Here is a 21,131-nt window from a genome sequence, read left to right on the forward strand (position 1 = left end):
AGCGCGGAGCGCAGCGACGAGTCGAAACGCGCCGCCGCGCGCCTTCCGCAACTGCAAGGCGGGCTGACCGACACGCCGTGTCCGCGGGGGATGCGGCGGCGTGTCGCCCGGCATCCCTTGCACTTCGGCTCGCGGCGGCGCCACGGCACGCAGCCGCGGCCCCGCGCCACACGCCCCGCCCCGGTCGTTGAGCGAGGAGCGCATCGACGAGTCGAAACGCCCCGCCGCCTCCCGTCCGCAACTGCAAGGCGCGCTGCCCGACACGCCGCCTCCGCGGGGGATGCGGCGGCGTGTCGCCCGGCATCCCTTGCATTTCGGCTCGCGCCTAGGTCACGCCACGCCCACGCCCCGCCCCGCGCCCCGGTCGTTGAGCGAGGAGCGCAGCGACGAGTCGAAACGCGGTGTCAGCGGGCGTAGCGCTCGACGAACGCGCGCAGGAGGGCGCCCGTGTGCACGACGGGCAGCCGCCGCACGGCCGCGAGCGTGAGGTCGAGCTCGCCGGGGCCGAAGTAGCCGTAGTCCGCGTAGGCGCGGATGCGTGTCGAGATGCCCTCGACGTCGCATTCCGGGTGGAACTGGGTGGCGTACACGTTCCGGCCCACCCGGAACATCTGCACGGGGCACGCCTCGCCGCGCACGAGCAGGGTGCCCGACTCCGGCAGTCGCGAGATCGCCTCCTTGTGCCCGACGAAGGCGGTGAACCCGTCGGGCAGCGTCGCCAGCAGCGGGTCGTCGCGCCCGGCATCCGTCTTCTCGACCTCGATCACGCTGATCGGCTCACGGTAGGTGCCGTCGATGACCGCCCCCTGGTGCGCGCCGACCGTGCCGACGCCGTAGCAGGCGCCGAAGAACGGGAAGTCGCGGGCCACGACCTCGTCGAGGAGCCCCGCGATCTCCGATTCGACCCGCCGCTGCACGGGGGACTTCTTCTCGAGCGGGTCGGAGGCGTTGAAGGGTCCGCCGCCGACGAAGACGCCCGAATACTCGTCCAGATCGATCTCGCCGAGGGGCCCCGCCTCCATCCGCACCCGCACCAGCTCGTTCGCCGACAGTCCCGTGAAGCGGAGGAAGAGGGCGTACTCCTCGTCGGCGGGCAGATCCTCCGCCCGCGTCGCCAGCAGCAGGAACGGCTTCATCGCCGGCCCGGCTCGATGTAGGCCGTGATCGCCGCGAGCGTCGCCGCGACGGCGGGGTTGCGCGGGCCCTCGTCGCGCGCGACGGCCCAGTACGCGAGCGGGTGCGCGTAGGCGCCGTCGAGCACGCGCACGAGACGGGGGTCCGCATCGCCGAGGAAGTCGGGCAGGATGCCGACGCCCGCCCCGGCCGCGGTCGCCTCGACATGCGCGAAGACGCTCGTCGAGCGCACCGACGCGGGGGAGTCGGGCAGCTCCTGGAGGGCGCGATCGAGCTCGTCGACCTGCAGCGAGCTCTCCACGTAGTACACGAGCGGGTGGGCGGAGAGGTCGGCGACGGCGGCGGGAGTGCCCTGGGCGGCGAGGTAGTCGGGGGCGGCGTACAGACGCAACGCGTAGGAGCACACCGGCGTCGCGTACGCGCGCAGCACCTGCGGTCGGCCGACGACGATCTCCAGGTCGACGCCGGAACGGTTCTGGCGCACGCGCTGCGTCGCCGACAGCAGCTCCACCGCCAGCTGGGGGTGCTCGCGTCGGAGCGCGGTCATCGCGGGCGCCAGGAACACCGACGTGAAGGCGTCGGGGGCGGAGATGCGCACCATGCCGTGCACGGCGTCGGCGTCGTCGCCGTCGACGAGCTCCCGCAGCGAGGCCTCGATGCGCTCGGCGATGGTCACCGCGCGGTGACCGAGGTCGGTGACCTCCCATCCGCCCACCGTCCGCACGAGCACGCGCCCGCCCATCGCGCTCTCCAGTGCCGCGATCCTGCGGGAGACGGTCGAGTGGTTGACGCCGAGCACCTCGGCGGCGGCGGTGTAGCGGCCGAGGCGCGCGACCGAGAGGAAGGTCATCAGCGCGTCCAGCGGCGGGTCGGGGGGAGCGAGGGGCATGCCGACGAGTGTGCACCAGTGCACATCAGTGGTGCAAGTTTGCCGCTGACGTGTGCATTGATCGATGACTCGTGGCTGCCTACGCTGACGGTGGCGGCCCTCGAGGACGACGGCCGCCGCCCGCGACGACGACCGTCGCCGGTCGAAGGGAGCTGTCATGTCCACGATCGCCTTCATCGGACTCGGCCACATGGGCGCCCCCATGTCGGCCCACCTGGTCGCCGCGGGCCACACCGTGCGCGGCGTCGATCTCAACCCCGCGGCCGCGGCGTCCGCCGCCGAGCGCGGGGTGCAGATCGTCGCGTCCGTGGCCGCGGCGCTCGACGGCGCGGATGCCGCGATCACGTCCCTCCCCAAGCCGGAGCACGTCCGCGCCGTGTACGGGGGAGCCGACGGCATCCTCGCGCACGCGGCGGCATCCACTCTTCTGCTGGACACCTCCACGGTCGATGTGGAGACCTCCCGCTGGTGCCACCGGGAAGCCGCGGACCGCGGTCTCGCGTTCGTGGACGCGCCGATCTCCGGCGGCACCGCGGGAGCCGAGGCGCACACGCTGACCTTCATGCTCGGGGGCGACGCCGCCGACGTGGAGCGGGCCCGGGGGATCGTGGCGCCGATGGCGGGCAACGTCATCGCCTGCGGCGAGGCCGGTGCGGGCATCGCCGCGAAGCTCGTGAACAACATGATGCTCTTCATCTCGGTCATGGCGGTGTCGGAAGGCTCTCAGCTCGCGGAGCAGCTGGGGCTCGATCCGCAGGTGTTCTGGGACGTCGCCCGCGTCTCGTCCGCCGACTCGTGGGCGCTGCGCACCTGGTATCCGGTGCCGGGCATCGTGGAGAAGGCGGCCGCGAACAAGAACTTCGACGCCACGTTCTCGGTCGACCTCGCCCGCAAGGACTGCGGCCTGGCCGTGCAGGCCGGCGACGACACCGGCGTGCACCTGCCGGCGGCGCGTCTCGCGCTGAGCCAGCTCGACGAGCTCATCGCCGAAGGACTCGGAGGCAAGGACTGCACGCTCGTCGCGCGCTTCGCCTCGCCGGACGGCACCCTCCGCGGTTACGACCCGGCGCGCGACGGCGCGGCCGCCGTGGCCTGATCCCCGTACCTGCCCGCCACCGATCCCGAGAGAGCATCCTCATGAGCATCGCCTCCACCGCCTCGTCCACCGCCTCGTCCACCGCCTCGTCCACCGCCGGGACTCTCACCGCCATCCCGCACGTCGTCGGCGGCGCACGCGTCACCGGCGACGGTCGGACCGGTCCCGTCTTCAACCCCGCCACCGGCCGGCAGACCGGAGAGGTCGCCCTGGCCCCCGCCGCCTTCGTGCACGAGGCGGCGCGCGTCGCCGCGGCCGCGCAGCGCGGATGGCGCGACACCGGTCTCGGCAAGCGCCAGCAGGTGATGTTCCGCCTCCGCGAGATCGTCTCGGCACGCGCCGAAGAGCTGGCGCGCCTCATCACCGCCGAGCACGGCAAGACGGTCGACGACGCGCTCGGCGAGGTCGCGCGCGGACTCGAGAACGTCGAGTTCTGCACGAGCCTCATGCATCACCTCAAGGGCGACTACTCCGAACAGGTCGCCTCCGGCGTCGACGTCCATCAGGTGCGCCAGCCCGTCGGGGTCGTCGCGTGCATCACGCCGTTCAACTTCCCGGCGATGGTTCCGCTGTGGATGGTGACGACGGCGATCGCCGCCGGCAACGCGGTCATCCTCAAGCCCAGCGAGCGCGACCCCTCGGCCGCCGTCTGGCTGGCCGACGCGTTCGCGGAAGCCGGTCTTCCCGCCGGCATCCTCAACGTCGTCCACGGCGACAAGGAAGCCGTGGACGCCATCCTGGACGATCCGATCGTGCGCGCCGTGTCGTTCGTCGGCTCGACGCCGATCGCGAAGTACATCTACGCGCGGGCCGCCGAGAACGGCAAGCGCGTGCAGGCGCTCGGCGGGGCGAAGAACCACATGATCGTCATGCCGGATGCCGACCTCGACGCCGCCGCGGACGCCGCGGTGTCCGCCGCCTACGGCTCGGCGGGGGAGCGTTGCATGGCGGTCTCGGTCGTCGTGGCGGTCGGCGACGTCGCCGACCCGCTGATCGCGAAGGTCGCCGAGCGCATCGGCGGACTCGTCGTCGGCGACGGCACCGACCCCGACAGCGACATGGGGCCGCTGATCACCCGCGACGCCCTCGACCGCGTGAGCGGGTTCGTGGCGGGCGCCGCCGGCGAGGGCGCGCGGGTCGTGGTCGACGGCCGCGACCTCTCCGTCGACGCGGACGGGTTCTTCATCGGCCCCTCGCTCGTCGACGGCGTCACGCCCGGGATGCGCGTCTACGACGAGGAGATCTTCGGCCCGGTGCTGTCGGTGGTCCGCGTCGCGAGCTACGACGAGGCGGTCGCCCTGGTCAACGGCAACCGCTACGCGAACGGCACGGCGGTGTTCACCCGCGACGGCAAGACGGCGCGACAGTTCGAGTACGACATCGAGGTGGGCATGGTCGGGGTGAACGTCCCGATCCCGGTCCCGATCGGCGCCTTCTCGTTCGGCGGCTGGAAGGATTCGCTCTTCGGCGACACGCACATGTACGGGCCGGAGGCGTTCAACTTCTACACGCGTCGCAAGGTCGTCACCACGCGCTGGCCCGACCCGAGCGAGAGCCAGATCAGCCTCGGCTTCCCGACGCACTGAGCCCCCGGCGATAGGCTGGGAGTCCACATTCCGCTTCATCGTCGGAGGTACACCATGGCGATCGCACGACTGCACGGAGGCCCGCTCGACGGGCAGGTCCTTCCCCTGGACGACGAGAGCCAGGACCGCCTGATCATGCCCTACAGCGAGACCCAGATCGTCTACGAGCGCGCCGGGGCCGCGGAGAACACGGGCGAGGGCGACGGCCCGACGTCGGCCGACTTCCACTTCGTCGAGGCCGAGGACGACATCGATCCCGACCCCGACGGCCGGGACGAGTGAGCACGGAGCCCTCCCGCTCGCGCGAGATCGAGCTCACCTTCGACGTCCACGGCGACACCCCGCTGCCCGACTTGTCGGGTCTGCCGGGTGTCGCCGTCGTCGACGGTCCGGATCGGCGCGAGCTCGACGCCCGGTACCTCGACGTCGAGGGCTACGCGCTCGGTCGCGCCGGCTACGCCGTCCGTCGCCGCACGGGAGGTCCCGACGCCGGCTGGCACATCAAGGGGCCGAAGGGGGCCGACGGCGGCCGCATCGAGACGCACTGGCCGCTGGACGGCGCGGGCCTCGACGACATCGCGGTTCCGGATGCCGTGGCATCCGCCGTCGCACACCTCGTCCCGGGGGCTCTCGCGCCCATCGCGCGGATCCGCAACGACCGCCACGCCTATCTGCTGCGCGACGCCGACGGCGGCGTCGTCGCCGAGTTCGTCGACGACCACGTGATCGCCACCGATGAGCGCCGGCGCGTGGAGAGCACGTGGCGCGAATGGGAGTTCGAGCTCGGCTCCGCGGCGCCGACGGCACCCGCCGCCCGCGCCGCCCTGCTCGCGGCCGCCGTCGCCGCGGTCACCGCCGCGGGCGGCCGCCCCGCGGCATCCGACTCGAAACTCGCCCGCGCGCTGGGTCTCTGACGCGCCTTCGTCCGTCCCGTGGGGGCGGTATCGCGCCGCGATCGCGACATCACGGGACGGACGAACGCGCACGGATGCCGGAAACCACTGACGCCGCCCCCGGCTTCGGATGGGGCGGCGTCAGTCGCAGGAGTCAGCGTACTCCTGGGCTCACAGGTTGATCATGTGACCGGCGAGGCCGTGGAAGGCCTCCTGGAGCGCCTCCGACAGGGTCGGGTGGGTGTGCACGTTGCGCGCGAGCTCGAGGGCCGTGAGGTCCCACTTCTGCGCCAGCGTCAGCTCGGGCAGCAGCTCCGACACGTCGGGGCCGATGAGGTGGCCGCCGACGAGCTCGAGGTGCTCGGCATCCGCGATGAGCTTCACGAAGCCGACCGGCTCGCCCAGGCCGTGGGCCTTGCCGTTGGCCATGAAGGGGAACGTCGCGACCTTGTACTCGCGGCCGGTCTCCTTGTACTGCGCCTCGGTGTAGCCGAACGAGGCCACCTGCGGCGAGCAGAAGGTCGCGCGCGGCATCATGCGGTAGTCGCCGAGCGCCATGGTCTCCGCGCCGCCGATCGTCTCCGCGGCCACGACGCCCTGCGCCTCCGCCACGTGGGCGAGCTGCAGCTTCGCGGTGACGTCGCCGATCGCGTAGATGCCCTCGACGTTGGTGCGCATGAAGTCGTCGATCTCGATGGCACCGCGGTCGGTGAGCTTCACGCCCGTGTTCTCCAGGCCGAAGCCCTCCACGCGGGGGGCGAAGCCGATCGACATGAGCACCTTGTCGGCTTCGATCGAGCCCTGCGCACCGCTCTTGTTGTCGGTGTAGGTGACCGTGACCTTGTCGCCGCTGTCGACGACCGACTCGACCTTGGTGGACACGAGGATGTCCACGCCCAGGTTCTTGTACTGCTTCGCGATCTCCTTCGAGACGTCCGCGTCCTCGTTCGGGAGGGCGCGGTCGAGGAACTCGATGATCGTGACCTTCACGCCGTAGTTGGCGAGGACGTAGGCGAACTCCATGCCGATGGCACCGGCGCCGACGATGACGATCGATCTCGGCAGGTCGCGGGTGAGGATCTGCTCCTCGTACGTCACGACGTTCTCGCTCAGCGTCACGCCCGGCAGCAGGCGCACGGTGGAGCCGGTCGCGATGATCACGTTGTCGAAGGTGACCTCTTCGGTCGACCCGTCCGACTTCGTCACGGTGATGGCCTTGGGGCCCGTGAAGGAGCCGCGACCCTCGAACTCGGTGACCTTGTTCTTCTTCATCAGGTAGTGGATGCCCTTGACGCGGCCGTCGGCCACGACGCGCGAGCGATCCCACGCCTTGCCGAAGTCGAGCGTGAACTCACCCGAGATGCCGAAGAACTCGGACTTGTGCTTCAGGGTGTGGGCGATCTCGGCGTTCTTCAGGAGCGCCTTCGAGGGGATGCAGCCGACGTTGAGGCAGACACCGCCCCAGTACTTCTCTTCGATGATGGCGACGGACTGGCCGAGCTGAGCGGCGCGGACCGCCGCGACATAGCCACCAGGGCCGGCACCGAGGACGACGACGTTGAAATGAGGCATGGTTCCAGCCTAGTCCTCGGGGGTGGGCGCGGACCGCCGCAGGAGCACCGCCACGAGTGCTCCGAGCGCCGCCGCCACGGCGATGCCGAGGACGATCCAGACCAGCACGGGAACGCCCCCGTCCGCCTCCGCCGACACCGCCGTGGAGGGCGAGGCCGCGGGAGTGCTCGGTGCCGTCTCCGACCCCACCCCGGCGGTGCCGACCGTGAAGCTGTACTGGCCCGAGACGGGATGGCCGTCGCTGGACACGACGCGCCAGATCACGGTGACGGCGCCGCTGGCCGTGCCGGACAGCGGCTGCGTCAGTCGCGTTCCGTCGAGGCGGGGGTCGCCGTCGGTGAGCGAGGAGCCCGCGGCATCCGTCACGACGACCTCGGTCGCTCCCGGCTCGTCCAGCAGCACCCCGCTGAAGGTCATCGTGAGCTCGTCCGGCATCGCGTCCACCTGGGCGCCCGCGGCGGGGGAGGAACCGATGAGCTCGTCGTGCGCCCAGGCGGGCGTGGCGACGGCGAGCGACAACAGGCCCGCGAGCAGCGCGGAGAACGCGAGGGCGAGCGGGCGGAACGTGTGAACTCTGTGTGACATCACCCTCCCGAGCCTATCCGCGGGTGTCGCCGGGGCGCCCCGCGTCCTAGCATGGCGGCAGGCGGGCACGCCGCTCGCCGTGACCGGGAGGACGGTGCGTGATGGACGCCAGGATGATGGATGCCATGTCGGCGGAGATGACCTCGATGTCGGGCATGCCGGAGATGGATGCTGCCGTGATGCAGGCGTGTATGGACGCCTGCGCCGCGTGCGAGCAGGCGTGCACGATCTGCTCGGTGCAGATGATGGACGGGCACATGATGGACTGCGCCCCGGCCTGCATGACCTGCGCCGACATGTGCAACACGATGATGCGCGCGATGCTGCGGATGCCGGGGATGACGCCGGCGTCGATGATGGCGATGCTCGACGCCTGCATCGCGATGTGTCAGACCTGCATGGACATGTGCATGATGCACGCGGACCAGAGCCCCGTGTGTGCGATGTGCGCCGAGGCCTGCCGAGCGTGCATGGATGCCTGCATGGCGGTCAAGGACGCCATGATGGCGGCCGCCTGAGCGACCCCGCTCTTCCGCAGAGGTCTAGAGGGGCAGGGCGTTGAAGAGGCGCCCGCCCGCGTTCAGCACGTGGTAGCGGCGGTGGTACGCGACCGGTGAGCCGGTCGGGAGCTCCGCCGCGGCCCCGGCGCCGTTCCACAGCTCGATGACGTCGCCGTCGAGCGAGGCGACGACGACCGTGCCGTCCGCATCGGCGTGCGTGACGATCGCGTCGACCCACTCGGTGGGCGTCGCGGAGACCAGGCGCGCCTGGATGAGGTGCACGGCGTGGCCCGGGGCGAACGAGGAGCAGGCTCCGCCCGTCGCGCACATGCAGATCGCGTCCTGACGCACCGGGGCGGGCGTGAGGCGGTTCTGCGGCGTGGACACGGGGTGTTCCTCTCTTCGGGCGCCGACGCGGGAATGCGGAGGCGGTCGTGCCAGATTAGGTCGGTCCTCCCGCGGACGCCCGCTCGCCGTCACACGACGACACACGGGGCGCCCCGGATGCGGGTCGATCGACGAAACCGACTCGCGGTCGGGGGTTCGCAGCGCGAGCCGATCCGTTAGGGTGAAAGGGAAGGAGGCCATGGTGGAAGAGAATGCGCGAGACGCTGGTGGCAGCGGCATCCGACGCGACGCCGGGGACGGTGGTTCCGCCGACTCGACGCAGACGTTCGGCCATGACTCCGACCTCTCCTTCGTCCCGTTCGGCACCGATCTGACCGATGTCGAGCGCGAGGCCATCGAGGCCCTCCCGGCTCGTGCGGGACTGCTGCTCGTGCGGTCGGGTCCGACCGCGGGCGCCCGGTACCTCCTCGACGCCGACGTCACGACGGTCGGCCGGCACCCCGAGGCGGACATCTTCTTCGACGACGTGACCGTGTCGCGTCGTCACGCCGAGATCACCCGCACCGGCAGCGTCTTCGAGCTGGTCGACCAGCGTTCGCTCAACGGCAGCTACGTCAACGGGGAGCGCGTCGACCGCGCCGTGCTCGTCGACGGGTCCGAGGTGCGCATCGGCAAGTTCCGGCTGAACTTCTTCGCGTCGCCCGTCGACCGTGCACAGGTGACGAGCGGGTGAGCCCGGCCGCATCGCCCCGTGGACGCGCGTCGTCCACGGGTTACCTCAGCATCGGTCAGGTCCTCGCCCGCCTCACCCCGGAGTTCTCCGACCTCAGCGCGAGCAAGCTCCGCTACCTCGAGGTCCAGGGGATCGTCACGCCCCTGCGGACGGAGTCGGGCTACCGCAAGTTCTCGCCGCTGGACGTCGACCGGCTGCGCACGGCGCTGACGCTGCAGCGCGACCACTACATGCCGCTGGCCCGCATCCGCGAGTACCTCGACGAACAGCAGCAGGGCGGGACGGTGGCGCCGCCCGCACCGGCGTCGATCGTGACCGCGCCGCGCCGCTACCGCCGCGACGAGCTGCTGCAGGCGGCCTCGGCGCCCGCAGCCCTGCTCAACGACGCCGTGCGGGCCGGCCTGGTCCCGGCTTCCGAGAGCTACGACGAGAAGGCCCTGGGCGTGCTGCGCGCACTCGTGGCGCTCGACGGCCACGGCATCCAGCCCCGACACGTCCGCGGCGTCCGCCAGGCCGCCGAGCGGGAGGTCGCGCTCGTGGAGAGTGCGTTGACCCCGCTGCTGCGGCGCATGGATGCCGCGTCTCGCGCCCGGGCGGGCGAGCTCGCCCCGGAGCTGCTGCGACGACTCGACGAAGTGCGGACGGCGTTCGTGCACGCGGCCCTCGACCGCATCGTGCCGTGACGCGCGCGCGACACGCCGCGGCCGTGGAAGCGGATGTCGTTGCCGCGGGCACGGTGCTGATCTACCGTGGAGGAAACGACAGACAGATCGGTGGGAGGCGAGCATGACCGCGCACGACGATGCGCCGGGCGACATCCGGTTCGCCACCGACCTGCTGTTCACCGACGGCCTGCCGCAGATGGACGACGAGGTCGGCTACCGCGGAGCCGTCGCCGCCCGCGCCGCCGGCATCACCTACCGTCAGCTCGACTACTGGGCACGCACCGAGCTCGTGCAGCCGACCGTCCGCGGTGCGAGCGGCTCGGGATCGCAGCGGCTGTACGGCTTCCGCGACATCCTCGTGCTGAAGCTCGTCAAGCGCCTGCTCGACACCGGCATCTCGCTGCAGCAGATCCGCACCGCCGTCGATCAGCTGCGCGCCGCCGGCATCCGCGACCTCGCCGGGACCACCCTGATGAGCGACGGGGCGTCGGTGTACCTCTGCACCTCCAACGACGAGGTCATCGACCTCGTCAGCCGCGGTCAGGGCGTGTTCGGCATCGCGGTCGGCAAGGTGCTGCACGAGGTGGAGTCGACGCTGTTGGACTTCGACCCGCAGGCTCCCGACCCCGTCGACGAGCTCGCCGCCCGCCGCGCGGTCAAGTCCGCCTGAGACGCGTCGAGGCGGGGGAGTTCGACTCGCTGCGTTTCGACTCGCTGCGTTTCGACTCGCGCCTGCGGCGCTCGCTCAACGACCGGTGCGGCGCTCGCTCAACGACCGGTGCGGCGCTCGCTCGACGACCGGTGGGGCGCTCGCTCAACGACCGGGTGGGCGCTCGCTCAACGACCGGGTGGGCGCTCGCTCGACGACCGGGTGGGCGCTCGCTCAACGACCGGGTGGGCGTTCGCTCGACGAGCGGTGGGGCGCTCGCTCGACGACCGGGTGGGGCGCTCGCCCGACGACCGGGCGGGTGAGGGTCAGGCGCGCTGTTCGCCGGCGGTGATGCGGCCGGTGCGCATGACGCGGTCCAGCAGCGCGTCGAAGTCGCCCGCGAGCTCCTGAGCGGAGTCGCCGGGCCAGATGTGCAGCGGCTTGGCGGCGCCCTGGGCCTGCTGCAGCGAGGTGCGCTCCGGCAGCTGAGGCGACAGCACGAGCGGGCCGAACATGTCGCGGAGCTCCTTGATGCGGAACTGGTGCTCGATCGACTGCGGGCGCACCCGGTTCACCACGATGCCCAGAGGCTGCAGTCGCGGCGAGAGGCCGCGGCGGATCTCCTCGATCGCGCGCAGCGCGCGGTCGGCGGCGGCGACCGAGAACAGGCCGGGCTCGGTGACCACGACGACGCGGTCGGATGCCGCCCAGGCAGTGCGCGTGAGGGCGTTGAGCGAGGGGGCGCAGTCGATGAGGACGAGGTCGTAGTCCGCCTCGATCGTCGCGAGGGCCTCCTCGAGCTTCCACACGTCGCGCACGCTGGGGTGCGGACCGTCGAAGTTGATCGCGGACGGGCTGCCGATCATCACGTCGATCGTGCCCGGATGCACCTTGGCCCACCCGCTGGAGGTGATGGCCTGACGGACCACCTTCTCCTTCGGATTGGCGAGCACGTCGGCGACGTTGAGGCGTCCCGCGACCTGGATGTCCATGCCCGTCGACACGTCAGACTGCGGGTCGAGGTCGACGACGAGAGTCCGCACTCCCCGAGCGAACGCCGCGGAGGCGAGGCCGAGAGTCACGGTGGTCTTGCCGACACCCCCCTTGAGCGAGGAGACGGAGAGTACGTGCACGAGGCTCTACGTTACCGTCCCCTAGGCTGTGAGGACACTCAGGCCCTCGTGAAAAGTGGGCCCGTCGGGGAATCAGGGTCTCTCGGCACGCGAGGGCCGCTCGGAGAAGAGGTGCGCATGTTCCGCAAGATCCTGGTGGCCAATCGCGGAGAGATCGCGATCCGGGCGTTTCGCGCGGCGTTCGAGCTCGGCGCGCGCACCGTCGCGGTGTACCCCTACGAGGACCGCTACTCCCTCCACCGTCTGAAGGCCGACGAGGCGTATCAGATCGGCGCCGCCGGTCAGCCGGTGCGGGCCTACCTCGACGTGGACGAGATCATCCGCGTCGCCAAGGAGTCCGGCGCCGACGCGATCTACCCGGGGTACGGATTCCTGTCCGAGAACCCCGAGCTCGCCGCGAAGGCGGCCGAGAACGGCATCGTCTTCATCGGGCCGCCGTCGCGGGCGCTGGAGATGGCCGGAAACAAGGTCACGGCGAAGGAGCACGCGATCGCCGCGGGCGTGCCCGTGCTGCGCTCGACCGCGGCATCCGACGACGTCGAGCTGCTCGTCAGCCAGTCCGACGGCATCGGCTTCCCCATCTTCGTCAAGGCCGTCGCCGGCGGTGGCGGCCGCGGCATGCGTCGCGTGGAGAAGAAGGAGCAGCTCGCACCGGCCATCGCCGAGGCGATGCGCGAGGCGGACAGCGCGTTCGGCGACGCCCGGGTCTTCCTGGAGCAGGCCGTCCAGCGGCCCCGCCACGTCGAGGTGCAGATCCTCGCCGACAAGACCGGTGAGACGGTGCACCTGTTCGAGCGCGACTGCTCCGTGCAGCGCCGGCACCAGAAGGTGATCGAGATCGCCCCGGCGCCCAACCTCGCCGACGACGTCCGCGAGAGCCTGCACCGTCACGCGGTCGCGTTCGCCCGCTCGATCGGGTACGAGAACGCCGGCACCGTCGAGTTCCTGCTCGAGACGGCGGGCCCGCGGACGGGTGAGGTCGTCTTCATCGAGATGAACCCCCGCATCCAGGTCGAGCACACCGTGACGGAGGAGGTGACCGACGTCGACCTCGTGCAGTCGCAGATGCGCATCGCCGCGGGGGAGAGCCTCGCCGACCTCGGGCTGCACCAGGAGGACATCCGCCTGCGCGGAGCCGCCCTGCAGTGCCGCATCACGACCGAGGACCCGACGCAGGGCTTCCGGCCCGACACCGGCAAGATCACGACATACCGCTCGCCCGGAGGCGCCGGCATCCGCCTCGACGGCGGCACCACCGCGGCCGGCTCGCAGGTCAGCCCGCACTTCGACTCCATGCTCGCCAAGCTCACGTGCCGGGGACGTGACTTCGCGGCGGCCGTCGTGCGCTCGCGGCGCGCTCTCGCCGAGTTCCGCATCCGGGGGGTCTCGACCAACATCCCGTTCCTGCAGGCGGTGCTCGACGACCCCGCGTTCGTGGCGGGCGATGTCAGTACCGCGTTCATCGACGAGCGGCCCGAGCTGCTGCGGGGGCGGGAGTCGAAGGACCGCGGATCGAAGATCATCGCCTGGCTCGCCGACACGACCGTCAACCGGCCGAACGGCGAGAACCCGCTGACGGTCGAGCCGGCGACGAAGCTGCCGCGCATCGACCTGTCGGCCGCGCCGGTCGCCGGCTCCCGCCAGCGCCTGCGCGAGCTCGGCCCCGCCGGCTTCGCCCGGGCCCTGCGCGAGCAGACGGCCCTCGCGGTGACCGAGACGACGTTCCGCGACGCCCACCAGTCGCTGCTCGCCACGCGCGTCCGCACGCGCGACCTCGTGACGGTCGCGCCCTACGTGGCCCGGTTGACCCCGCAGCTGCTGTCGGTCGAGGCCTGGGGAGGCGCCACGTACGACGTCGCGCTGCGCTTCCTGGGGGAGGACCCCTGGGAGCGTCTCGACGCGCTCCGACAGGCGCTGCCGAACGTCGCGATCCAGATGCTGCTGCGCGGACGCAACACCGTGGGCTACACGCCGTACCCCACCCGGGTCACCGACGCCTTCGTCCGGGAGGCCGCGGCATCCGGCGTCGACATCTTCCGCATCTTCGACGCGCTCAACGACGTCTCCCAGATGCGTCCCGCCGTCGATGCCGTGCTCGAGACGGGCACCGCCGTCGCGGAGGTCGCGCTCTGCTACACCGGCGACCTGCTCTCGCCGTCGGAAGACCTCTACACCCTCGACTACTACCTGCGCCTCGCGGAGCAGATCGTGGATGCCGGGGCGCACGTGCTCGCCATCAAAGACATGGCCGGGCTCCTGCGCCCGGGGGCGGCCGCGCGCCTCGTGCGCACCCTCCGCGAGCGCTTCGACCTCCCGGTCCACGTCCACACGCACGACACGGCGGGCGGACAGCTGGCGACGCTGCTGGCCGCCGGCGCCGCCGGTGCCGACGCGGTGGATGCCGCGGCCGCCCCGATGGCGGGCACGACGAGTCAGCCGTCGCTGTCGGCCCTCGTGGCCGCCCTGGCCCACACGGAGCGCGACACCGGGCTCGACCTCGACGCGGTCTCCGACCTGGAGCCGTACTGGGAAGCCGTCCGCCATCTCTACCGTCCCTTCGAGTCGGGCCTTCCCGGACCCACCGGGCGGGTGTACCGCCACGAGATCCCCGGCGGGCAGCTGTCCAACCTCCGGCAGCAGGCGATCGCGCTGGGCCTGTCGGACGACTTCGAGCTGATCGAGGACATGTACGCCGCCGCCGACGCCATCCTCGGCCGCGTCCCGAAGGTCACGCCGTCGTCGAAGGTCGTCGGCGACCTGGCCCTCCACCTCGCCGCCGTCCGCGCCGACCCCGCCGACTTCGAGCAGAACCCGGAGAAGTACGACGTGCCCGACTCCGTCGTGGCCTTCATGGCCGGCGAGCTCGGCGATCTGCCCGGAGGCTGGCCCGAGCCCTTCCGCACCAAGGTGCTGCGCGGCCGCGAGGTGCGCACGGGGGTCACGGAGATCTCGCCGGAGGAGGCCGCCGCGCTGGATGCCGACTCGGCGACGCGACGCGCCACCCTCAACGGCCTGCTCTTCCCGGCGCCGACGGCCGCGTTCCGCGAGGTGCGCGAGACCTACGGTGACCTCAGCGTCCTCGACACCGCCGACTACCTCTACGGCCTCACGCCGGGCACCGAGCACGTCGTGCAGATCGAGCGCGGGGTGCAGCTCTACGTCGGGCTCGAGGCGATCGGCGAGGTCGACGACAAGGGCATGCGGACCGTCATGACGACCCTCAACGGCCAGTTGCGTCCCGTGTTCGTGCGCGACCGCGCGATCGCGGTCCAGACGCGTCAGGCAGAGAAGGCCGACACGTCGATTCCGGGCCAGGTCGCCGCGCCGTTCTCGGGGGTCGTGACCCTCGTGGCCGGGATCGGAGAGCGGGTGACGGCCGGGCAGCCGGTCGCCTCGATCGAGGCGATGAAGATGGAGGCGGCGATCACAGCGCCGGTCGACGGCGTCGTGGAGCGGTTGGCGATCGCGTCGCCGGCTCCCGTCGAGGCGGGCGACCTTTTGCTCGTCGTCCGACCCGCCGAGTAGCCTGGGTCGGGGGCGCGTGACGTCCCGCGAGCCATGGGGGTCGGGGATCGACCCGTCGATCGGGCGGCGACGCCGCGATCGTGCGGTCCTCACGAGGACCCCGAACCGGCCGACGCCCGCCGCGGTGACGGCCTGAATCTGGAGTGTGCATCCGTGCCTGACCGCAACGAGAACGCGACCGAGGACGTCGACAACGGCGTGCTGGAGACGTCTGCCGGCATCGACACGACGGGCATCGGCATCGTCGACGGTGCGACCGCTCAGGTGGATGTCGCCCTGCCCGTCGCGGCCGACGAGGACGACTACCTCGACGACGACGACGTCGTGCTGGACGACGACCTGACCCACGCCGCCGCCGCGGCGCCGGCGAGCGTCGAGGCTTCCGACCTCGTCGCCGACGACGAAATCCACGAGGCCGTCGTGGACGACGACGAGGACGACGACGACGAGGAGCACCCGTCGACGACGGCCGAGGGGCCGGCCGAGGCTCCGACGGTCGAGGACGCCGACGAGATCGCCGCCGTCACGGTCGCGGTCGCGGCATCCACCGATCTCGCGCATCACGAACGCGTGCGTCCGCGCACGTCCGAGGTGACGCTGCAGTCGCGCCGGCTGGGCGACTTCGAGGCGGGCCGCGAGAGCTCGGACCTGCTGACGGCCGACCGTCTGCTCGACCCCGCCCGCGCGACGCGGCCCGAGCCGGAGGGCACCTGGCAGCACCTGGTGTACACGCTGTCGGGGCGGCGCATCAACCTCGGTGACGGCAAGCGCGCCCGGGCGCGCAAGGATCTCGATCGCCGGATCGCGGCTCCGCTGCACGGCGGAGCCAAGTTCGTGCCGGTGCTCTCGCGCAAGGGCGGCGTCGGGAAGACGACCGTCACGACGCTGCTCGGGATGGCGCTCGCGGATGCGCGGGAGGATCGCGTCATCGCCGTCGACGCCAACCCCGACCGCGGCACGCTCGCCGAGCGCATCGGCCGCTCGAGCGGCAAGACCGTGCGCGACCTCGTCCGCGCCCACGCCGACGTGCGCGGGTTCAACGACATCTCGGAGATCGTCGCCCGCGACCACACCCGGCTCGACGTCATCGCGTCGGACACCGACCCGCACGTGTCGGAGGCGTTCAACGACTCCGACTACAACGCGGTCGCCGACGTCGCCGCGCACTTCTACTCGCTCGTGCTCACCGACACCGGCACCGGCATCGTCCACGCGGTCATGGGCGCGACGCTCGACCGCGCCGACCAGATCATCGTGGTCGCCGGATTGAGCGTCGACGAGGCGCGGCTCGCGTCGGAGACCCTCACGTGGCTGGAGAGCAACGGCTTCGCCGATCTCGTCCGCGGAGCGGTCGTCGTGCTCAATACGGCCCGCCCGGGGGCGCCGCTCGTGCGCGCCGACGAGCTCGAGGCGCACTTCGCCACCCGCGTGGGGCGCGTCGTGCGGATGCCGTACGACCCGCACATCGCGTCGGGCAGCGCCATCGTCTTCCGCGACCTGCAGCCCGAGACGCGGGCGGCCGCGCGCGAGCTCGCCGCGATCGTCGTCGAGAGCCTGCGTCAGCGGGCCGCCGCCTGATGGCCGTCCGGCCGATCCGCCTGTTCGGCGACCCGGTGCTGCGCGCACCCAGCGTGCCCATCGAGGTCGTCGACGACGGCATCCGCGGCCTCGTGCAGGATCTGCTCGACACCGTGGAGCTGCCGGGGCGGGCCGGTGTGGCGGCGCCGCAGATCGGCGTGGGGCTGCGCGCGTTCAGCTATAACATCGACGGCGACATCGGATACGTGCTCAATCCGGTGCTCACCGACGTCGACGGCGAGCCGCAGCTCGTCGGCGAGGGCTGCCTGTCGGTGCCCGATCTGTGGCACGACACACTGCGCTACCCCTGGGCCCGCGTCGTGGGCATGGACCTCGACGGTGCCGAGCTCGTCCTCGAGGGGGAGGGGCTGATGGCCCAGGCGCTGCAGCACGAGACCGATCACCTCGACGGGATGCTCTACATCTCGCGTCTGAGTCCCGAAGAGCGCAAGATCGCGATGCGCCGGATCCGCGAGTCGAACTGGTTCTGACGAGGAAGGGGGCCGGTCGTGCGCGACCGGCCCCCTTCCTTGCGGACGCGACGCTCAGCCGAGCGAGACGTTCGTCGTGGTGACCGGCACGGTGTAGATGTCGTCGACGGCATCGGCGAAGTCGCTGAGGATGACGTTCCGCTTGATGCTCATCTTCGGAGTCAGGTGACCGCTGGCCTCGGTCCACTCCGAGCCGAGGATCGTGAACTTGCGGATCGACTCGGCGCGCGACACGTTCTTGTTCGCGATGTCGACGGCCCGCTGCACCTCCTCGCGCACGTTCGGGTTCTGCGCCGCCTCCGCGAGCGACATGTCGGCGGGCAGCCCGTTGTTGGCCAGCCACGTCGGCAGCATCTCGGGGTCGAGCGTGACGAGCGCCGAGATGAAGGGCTTCTGGTCGCCGACCACCACGACCTGCCCGATGATCGGGTTGGCGCGGATCGGGTCCTCGAGTGCGGCGGGGGCGACGTTCTTGCCGCCCGCGGTGACGATGATCTCCTTCTTCCTCCCCGTGATCGTGAGGAAGCCCTCGCTGTCGAACGAGCCGATGTCGCCGGTCTTGAACCACCCGTCGTCGAAGGCGGCGGCCGTCGCCTCGTCGTTGCGCCAGTACTCCTTGAACACGTTGATGCCGCGGACCTCGATCTCGCCGTCGTCGGCGAGACGCACGCCCACGCCGGGGAGCACCGGACCCACGGTGCCGATCTTCGACTTCGTGGCGAGGTTCACGGTCGCCGGCGCGGTGGTCTCGGTGAGGCCGTAGCCTTCGAGGATCGTCACCCCGAGACTGTGGAAGAAGTGGCCGAGACGCGGGCCGAGCGGCGCGGAGCCGGACACGGCGTAGGTGACGCGGCCTCCCATCGCCTCGCGGAGCTTCGAGTAGACGAGTCTGTCGAACAGGGCGAACTTGATCTTGGTGCCGAGCGGGATCTTCTTGCCGTCCTGCAGCAGGCGGGAGTGCTCGATCGCGGTGTGGGCCGCGGCGCGGAAGATCTTGCCCTTGCCGCCGGCCTCGGCCTTCTGCTCGGCGGAGTTGTAGACCTTCTCGAACACCCGGGGGACGGCCAGCAGGAACGTCGGCTTGAACGAGCCCAGCGCGGGCAGCAGCTGCTTCGTGTCGGGCTGGTGACCGGTCTTCACGCCCGCGTGGACGTCGAGGATCGAGATGAACCGCGCGAAGACGTGTGCGGTCGTGATGAACAGCAGCGTCGATGCGCCGCCCGGCGTGTTCATGACCTCGGCGAGGGCCTTCGCCGCGTTGCGGGACAGCTCCACGAAGTTGCTGTGCGTGAGCACGCATCCCTTCGGCCGTCCCGTCGACCCGGAGGTGTAGATGAGCGTGGCGATGTCCGAGCCCACCGCGATGCTCCGGCGGCGCTCGATCTCGGCATCCTCGATGCCCGTCCCGTCGGCGCGCAGCGTGTCGAGGTCGCCGTCGGCCATGGTCCAGACGTCGCGCACCAGGGGCACCTCCGACCGGATCTCGGCGATGCGGGCGGCGTGCTCGGCGGATTCGGCGATCACGGCGATCGCGCCGGAGTCGGAGAGGATCCAGCTGATCTGCGCCGCCGAGCTGGTCTCGTAGATGGGCACCATGACGGCGCCCGTGAAGAAGAGGGCGAAATCGACGAGCGTCCACTCGTAGGTGGTGCGGGCGACGAAACCCACCTTGTCGCCGGGGGCGATGCCGGCCGCGGCGAAGCCCTTCGCCAGCGCGATCACCTCACGCTCGAACGCGGCGGCGGTGATGTCGCGCCATCCGTCACCGTCGGGGACGGCGAAGAGCGCGAGGGACGGCGTGGCCTTCACCCGCTCGACGAGCAGGTCGGCGACATTGGCCTGCGGGTCTGCGGGCACGACCGCGGGGACTTCGAACTGTACGGCGCTCATGGGCGGCAACTCCTTCGGTACCGGGTGGCGTCGGCGATCGACGGCTGGAATCGAGTCTAACTGCTGGTGACACTCAGTCCCACAGTGGACAGGGTCCGTCCCAAAAGCACGGTCTGCCCGGACCGTAGGTCTGTCCTGTCCACACTAGACTCTCGGATGCCGTGCCGCCCGGGCCGGCCGGAAGGGAGCGCCGTGCTCAACGTCGGCATCGACATCGGCGGGACGAAGATCGCCGGAGGTGTCGTCGACGACACCGGTGCGATCATCGAGCGCACGCGCGTCGCGACGCCCGTCGACACCGGCGCCCTCGCCGAGGCGGTCGCGGCGATGGTCCACGACCTCGCGTCACGGCACGACGTCGGCGCGGTGGGCGTCGCCGCCGCGGGCTACATCGACCGCACGCGGTCGGTCATGCTGCACTCGCCGAACATCGACTGGCACAACGAACCGCTGCGCGCCGAGTTCGAGGCGCGGATCGGCCGTCCGGTCACCCTGGAGAACGACGCGAACGCCGCCGGCTGGGGCGAGTACCGCTTCGGGGCGGGCCGGGGATCGACCGACATGGTCATGGTCACCCTCGGCACGGGCGTCGGCGGTGCCGTGATCAACGACGGGCGACTGCTCATCGGCGCGAACGGCAGCGCCGCGGAGCTCGGCCACCTGCGCTTCGTGCGCGGCGGGCGCCCCTGCGGGTGCGGACAGAACGGCTGCCTCGAGCAGTACGCGTCCGGCCGTGCGCTCCAGCGGGAGCTGGGCGACATCGCCGACGGCGGCGGAATCGGCGCCCGGCTGGCCGCGCATCGCGGCGCGGACGGGATCGTCCCCGCGGCCGATCTCGCGCTCCTGCTCAGCGAAGAGGATGCCGGGGCGGTCGAGGCCGTGCGCCGTGTCGCCACGGCGCTCGGCGAGGCCTGCGGCGCCTTCCAGGCGGTGCTCGACCCCGACCTCTATGTCATCGGCGGTGGGGTGGCGGATCTGGGCGAGGTGCTGCTGGAGCCGACGCGGATCGCCTACGAGACGTCGCTTCCCGGCTTCGGTGATCGGCCGACCGCTCGCTTCACCGTGGCCACGCTCGGCAACGACGCCGGGCTCGTGGGCGTCGCCGACCTCGCGGGCCTGCGGAGCCGATGAGACGCCCACGCCGATGAGCGGGGGAGGAGCCTGATGTTCTACTGGGTCATGAAGTACATCGTGATCGGGCCGATCGTGAAGGCGATCTTCCGCCCGTGGATCGTGGGCCGCTCCCACGTGCCGTCCTCCGGCGCCGCGATCCTCGCGAGCAACCACCTGTCGGTGAGCGACTCGATCTTCCTCCCGCTCATGATCGACCGGCCCATGAGCTTCCTCGCGAAGAGCGACTACTTCACCGGGACCGGGCTGAAGGGCTGGGCCACCCGGATGTTCATGAAGGCCACGGGCCAGATCCCGGTCGATCGCACGGGCGGCAAGGCGTCGGAGGCCTCGCTGAACACGGGCCTGCAGGTGCTCGGCCGCGGCGACCTGCTCGGGATCTACCCCGAGGGCACGCGCAGCCCCGACGGCAAGCTCTACCGGGGTCGCACCGGTCTCGCGCGCATGGCGCTGGAGGCCCGTGTGCCCGTCATCCCCGTCGTCATGGTCGACACGGATGCCGTCATGCCCATCGGTCGTTCCATTCCGCGCGTCGGTCGCGTCGGCATGGTGATCGGCGAGCCGCTGGACTTCTCGCGGTTCCACGGCATGGAGTCCGATCGCTACGTGCTGAGGTCGGTGACCGACGAGATCATGGTGGCCCTCCAACGGCTCGGCGAACAGCAGTACGACGACGTGTACGCGTCGACGGTGAAGGAGCGCGCGGCCCGCGCCTGATCTGCGCGAGCCGCCA

General features: G+C 71.3%; 20 protein-coding genes. 13 read left to right on the forward strand and 7 right to left on the reverse strand.

Annotation, left to right across the window (positions count from 1 at the left end; all coding sequences use genetic code 11):
* Positions 1-404: 404 nt before the first annotated feature.
* On the reverse strand, positions 405-1,136 hold the full coding sequence (locus tag AC6CQV_RS04725) for a glutamine amidotransferase (protein WP_498260421.1): 732 nt from the start codon (positions 1,134-1,136) through the stop codon (positions 405-407).
* Complete coding sequence (locus AC6CQV_RS04730) at positions 1,133-1,984, reverse strand: LysR family transcriptional regulator (protein WP_498260683.1); 852 nt, start codon at positions 1,982-1,984, stop codon at positions 1,133-1,135. Before AC6CQV_RS04730 ends, AC6CQV_RS04725 begins: the two co-directional genes overlap by 4 nt.
* 196 nt (positions 1,985-2,180) lie before the next feature.
* On the opposite strand from AC6CQV_RS04730, the gene AC6CQV_RS04735 reads away from it, so the two are divergent.
* From AC6CQV_RS04735 to AC6CQV_RS04750, 4 genes are read left to right on the forward strand one after another with little or no spacing between them, the layout of a single operon-like run.
* Complete coding sequence (locus AC6CQV_RS04735; RefSeq protein ID WP_492490700.1) at positions 2,181-3,119, forward strand: NAD(P)-dependent oxidoreductase; 939 nt, start codon at positions 2,181-2,183, stop codon at positions 3,117-3,119.
* A 41-nt stretch (positions 3,120-3,160) separates the two neighbouring features.
* Entirely contained in the window at positions 3,161-4,705 is a 1,545-nt protein-coding gene (locus AC6CQV_RS04740) for a CoA-acylating methylmalonate-semialdehyde dehydrogenase (RefSeq protein WP_498260422.1), read from the forward strand.
* A gap of 54 nt (positions 4,706-4,759) precedes the next feature.
* Positions 4,760-4,987, forward strand: coding sequence for a hypothetical protein (locus AC6CQV_RS04745; RefSeq protein WP_060958779.1), 228 nt, complete (start codon positions 4,760-4,762; stop codon positions 4,985-4,987).
* Positions 4,984-5,619 (forward strand): CYTH domain-containing protein, encoded by a 636-nt coding sequence (locus tag AC6CQV_RS04750; RefSeq protein WP_498260423.1) that lies wholly within the window; start codon positions 4,984-4,986, stop codon positions 5,617-5,619. The genes AC6CQV_RS04745 and AC6CQV_RS04750 overlap by 4 nt, the downstream gene beginning before the upstream one ends.
* A 150-nt stretch (positions 5,620-5,769) precedes the next feature.
* Here AC6CQV_RS04750 and lpdA read toward each other — a convergent pair whose 3' ends face one another.
* Together lpdA and AC6CQV_RS04760 are read right to left on the reverse strand one after the other, a co-directional pair.
* Positions 5,770-7,170: a dihydrolipoyl dehydrogenase gene (gene lpdA, locus AC6CQV_RS04755; RefSeq protein WP_498260424.1), complete on the reverse strand. Its 1,401-nt coding sequence runs from the start codon at positions 7,168-7,170 to the stop codon at positions 5,770-5,772.
* Between the two features lie 9 nt (positions 7,171-7,179).
* Complete coding sequence (locus AC6CQV_RS04760) at positions 7,180-7,755, reverse strand: copper resistance CopC family protein (protein WP_498260425.1); 576 nt, start codon at positions 7,753-7,755, stop codon at positions 7,180-7,182.
* 101 nt (positions 7,756-7,856) lie between these two features.
* Between AC6CQV_RS04760 and AC6CQV_RS04765 the strand changes: the two genes are divergently transcribed.
* The gene (locus tag AC6CQV_RS04765; RefSeq protein WP_205283585.1) at positions 7,857-8,273 is read left to right on the forward strand and encodes a four-helix bundle copper-binding protein; all 417 of its coding nucleotides are present in this window, start codon (positions 7,857-7,859) and stop codon (positions 8,271-8,273) included.
* A gap of 24 nt (positions 8,274-8,297) precedes the next feature.
* Here the strand turns inward: AC6CQV_RS04765 and AC6CQV_RS04770 are convergent, their stop codons facing one another.
* Positions 8,298-8,642, reverse strand: coding sequence for a hypothetical protein (locus AC6CQV_RS04770; protein ID WP_101306494.1), 345 nt, complete (start codon positions 8,640-8,642; stop codon positions 8,298-8,300).
* 199 nt (positions 8,643-8,841) lie between these two features.
* Here AC6CQV_RS04770 and AC6CQV_RS04775 point away from each other — a divergent pair, with 199 nt between their 5' ends.
* The 3 genes from AC6CQV_RS04775 to AC6CQV_RS04785 all read left to right on the forward strand — a co-directional run bounded on the left by AC6CQV_RS04775 (position 8,842) and on the right by AC6CQV_RS04785 (position 10,671).
* Positions 8,842-9,336: an FHA domain-containing protein gene (locus tag AC6CQV_RS04775; protein WP_174524643.1), complete on the forward strand. Its 495-nt coding sequence runs from the start codon at positions 8,842-8,844 to the stop codon at positions 9,334-9,336.
* Positions 9,333-10,019: a transcriptional regulator FtsR gene (gene ftsR, locus AC6CQV_RS04780; RefSeq protein WP_061781703.1), complete on the forward strand. Its 687-nt coding sequence runs from the start codon at positions 9,333-9,335 to the stop codon at positions 10,017-10,019. Before AC6CQV_RS04775 ends, ftsR begins: the two co-directional genes overlap by 4 nt.
* A 103-nt stretch (positions 10,020-10,122) precedes the next feature.
* Positions 10,123-10,671, forward strand: coding sequence for a MerR family transcriptional regulator (locus tag AC6CQV_RS04785; RefSeq protein WP_060958772.1), 549 nt, complete (start codon positions 10,123-10,125; stop codon positions 10,669-10,671).
* A 305-nt stretch (positions 10,672-10,976) separates the two neighbouring features.
* On the opposite strand, the gene AC6CQV_RS04790 is transcribed toward AC6CQV_RS04785, so the two are convergent.
* A complete protein-coding gene (locus AC6CQV_RS04790; protein ID WP_060958771.1) occupies positions 10,977-11,783 on the reverse strand; it encodes a ParA family protein in 807 nt (268 codons plus the stop codon).
* Between the two features lie 117 nt (positions 11,784-11,900).
* Here AC6CQV_RS04790 and AC6CQV_RS04795 point away from each other — a divergent pair, with 117 nt between their 5' ends.
* Genes AC6CQV_RS04795 through AC6CQV_RS04805 form a run of 3 tightly spaced genes read left to right on the forward strand, consistent with a single transcriptional unit; the run spans position 11,901 to position 17,377 of the window.
* Positions 11,901-15,308, forward strand: coding sequence for a pyruvate carboxylase (locus tag AC6CQV_RS04795; protein ID WP_498260426.1), 3,408 nt, complete (start codon positions 11,901-11,903; stop codon positions 15,306-15,308).
* A gap of 33 nt (positions 15,309-15,341) precedes the next feature.
* Positions 15,342-16,886, forward strand: coding sequence for a MinD/ParA family ATP-binding protein (locus AC6CQV_RS04800; protein ID WP_498260427.1), 1,545 nt, complete (start codon positions 15,342-15,344; stop codon positions 16,884-16,886).
* Positions 16,886-17,377, forward strand: coding sequence for a peptide deformylase (locus AC6CQV_RS04805; RefSeq protein ID WP_498260428.1), 492 nt, complete (start codon positions 16,886-16,888; stop codon positions 17,375-17,377). Before AC6CQV_RS04800 ends, AC6CQV_RS04805 begins: the two co-directional genes overlap by 1 nt.
* A gap of 54 nt (positions 17,378-17,431) precedes the next feature.
* On the opposite strand, the gene AC6CQV_RS04810 is transcribed toward AC6CQV_RS04805, so the two are convergent.
* Positions 17,432-19,267 (reverse strand): AMP-dependent synthetase/ligase, encoded by a 1,836-nt coding sequence (locus AC6CQV_RS04810; protein ID WP_498260429.1) that lies wholly within the window; start codon positions 19,265-19,267, stop codon positions 17,432-17,434.
* A gap of 192 nt (positions 19,268-19,459) precedes the next feature.
* Between AC6CQV_RS04810 and AC6CQV_RS04815 the strand changes: the two genes are divergently transcribed.
* Complete coding sequence (locus AC6CQV_RS04815) at positions 19,460-20,398, forward strand: ROK family protein (RefSeq protein WP_060958767.1); 939 nt, start codon at positions 19,460-19,462, stop codon at positions 20,396-20,398.
* 33 nt (positions 20,399-20,431) lie between these two features.
* Complete coding sequence (locus AC6CQV_RS04820) at positions 20,432-21,115, forward strand: lysophospholipid acyltransferase family protein (RefSeq protein WP_060958766.1); 684 nt, start codon at positions 20,432-20,434, stop codon at positions 21,113-21,115.
* The last annotated feature ends 16 nt before the right edge of the window (positions 21,116-21,131 follow it).

Source organism: Microbacterium sp. EG9 (genome assembly GCF_059759475.1).

Coding starts and splice junctions, on each gene's coding strand:
- AC6CQV_RS04725 (WP_498260421.1), bottom strand. CDS start 1,136: ATGAAGCCGTTCCTGCTGCTGGCGACGCGGGCGGAGGATCTGCCCGCC.
- AC6CQV_RS04730 (WP_498260683.1), bottom strand. CDS start 1,984: ATGACCTTCCTCTCGGTCGCGCGCCTCGGCCGCTACACCGCCGCCGCC.
- AC6CQV_RS04735 (WP_492490700.1), top strand. CDS start 2,181: ATGTCCACGATCGCCTTCATCGGACTCGGCCACATGGGCGCCCCCATG.
- AC6CQV_RS04740 (WP_498260422.1), top strand. CDS start 3,161: ATGAGCATCGCCTCCACCGCCTCGTCCACCGCCTCGTCCACCGCCTCG.
- AC6CQV_RS04745 (WP_060958779.1), top strand. CDS start 4,760: ATGGCGATCGCACGACTGCACGGAGGCCCGCTCGACGGGCAGGTCCTT.
- lpdA (WP_498260424.1), bottom strand. CDS start 7,170: ATGCCTCATTTCAACGTCGTCGTCCTCGGTGCCGGCCCTGGTGGCTAT.
- AC6CQV_RS04760 (WP_498260425.1), bottom strand. CDS start 7,755: ATGTCACACAGAGTTCACACGTTCCGCCCGCTCGCCCTCGCGTTCTCC.
- AC6CQV_RS04765 (WP_205283585.1), top strand. CDS start 7,857: ATGGACGCCAGGATGATGGATGCCATGTCGGCGGAGATGACCTCGATG.
- AC6CQV_RS04775 (WP_174524643.1), top strand. CDS start 8,842: ATGGTGGAAGAGAATGCGCGAGACGCTGGTGGCAGCGGCATCCGACGC.
- AC6CQV_RS04785 (WP_060958772.1), top strand. CDS start 10,123: ATGACCGCGCACGACGATGCGCCGGGCGACATCCGGTTCGCCACCGAC.
- AC6CQV_RS04795 (WP_498260426.1), top strand. CDS start 11,901: ATGTTCCGCAAGATCCTGGTGGCCAATCGCGGAGAGATCGCGATCCGG.
- AC6CQV_RS04800 (WP_498260427.1), top strand. CDS start 15,342: ATGGGGGTCGGGGATCGACCCGTCGATCGGGCGGCGACGCCGCGATCG.
- AC6CQV_RS04805 (WP_498260428.1), top strand. CDS start 16,886: ATGGCCGTCCGGCCGATCCGCCTGTTCGGCGACCCGGTGCTGCGCGCA.
- AC6CQV_RS04810 (WP_498260429.1), bottom strand. CDS start 19,267: ATGAGCGCCGTACAGTTCGAAGTCCCCGCGGTCGTGCCCGCAGACCCG.
- AC6CQV_RS04820 (WP_060958766.1), top strand. CDS start 20,432: ATGTTCTACTGGGTCATGAAGTACATCGTGATCGGGCCGATCGTGAAG.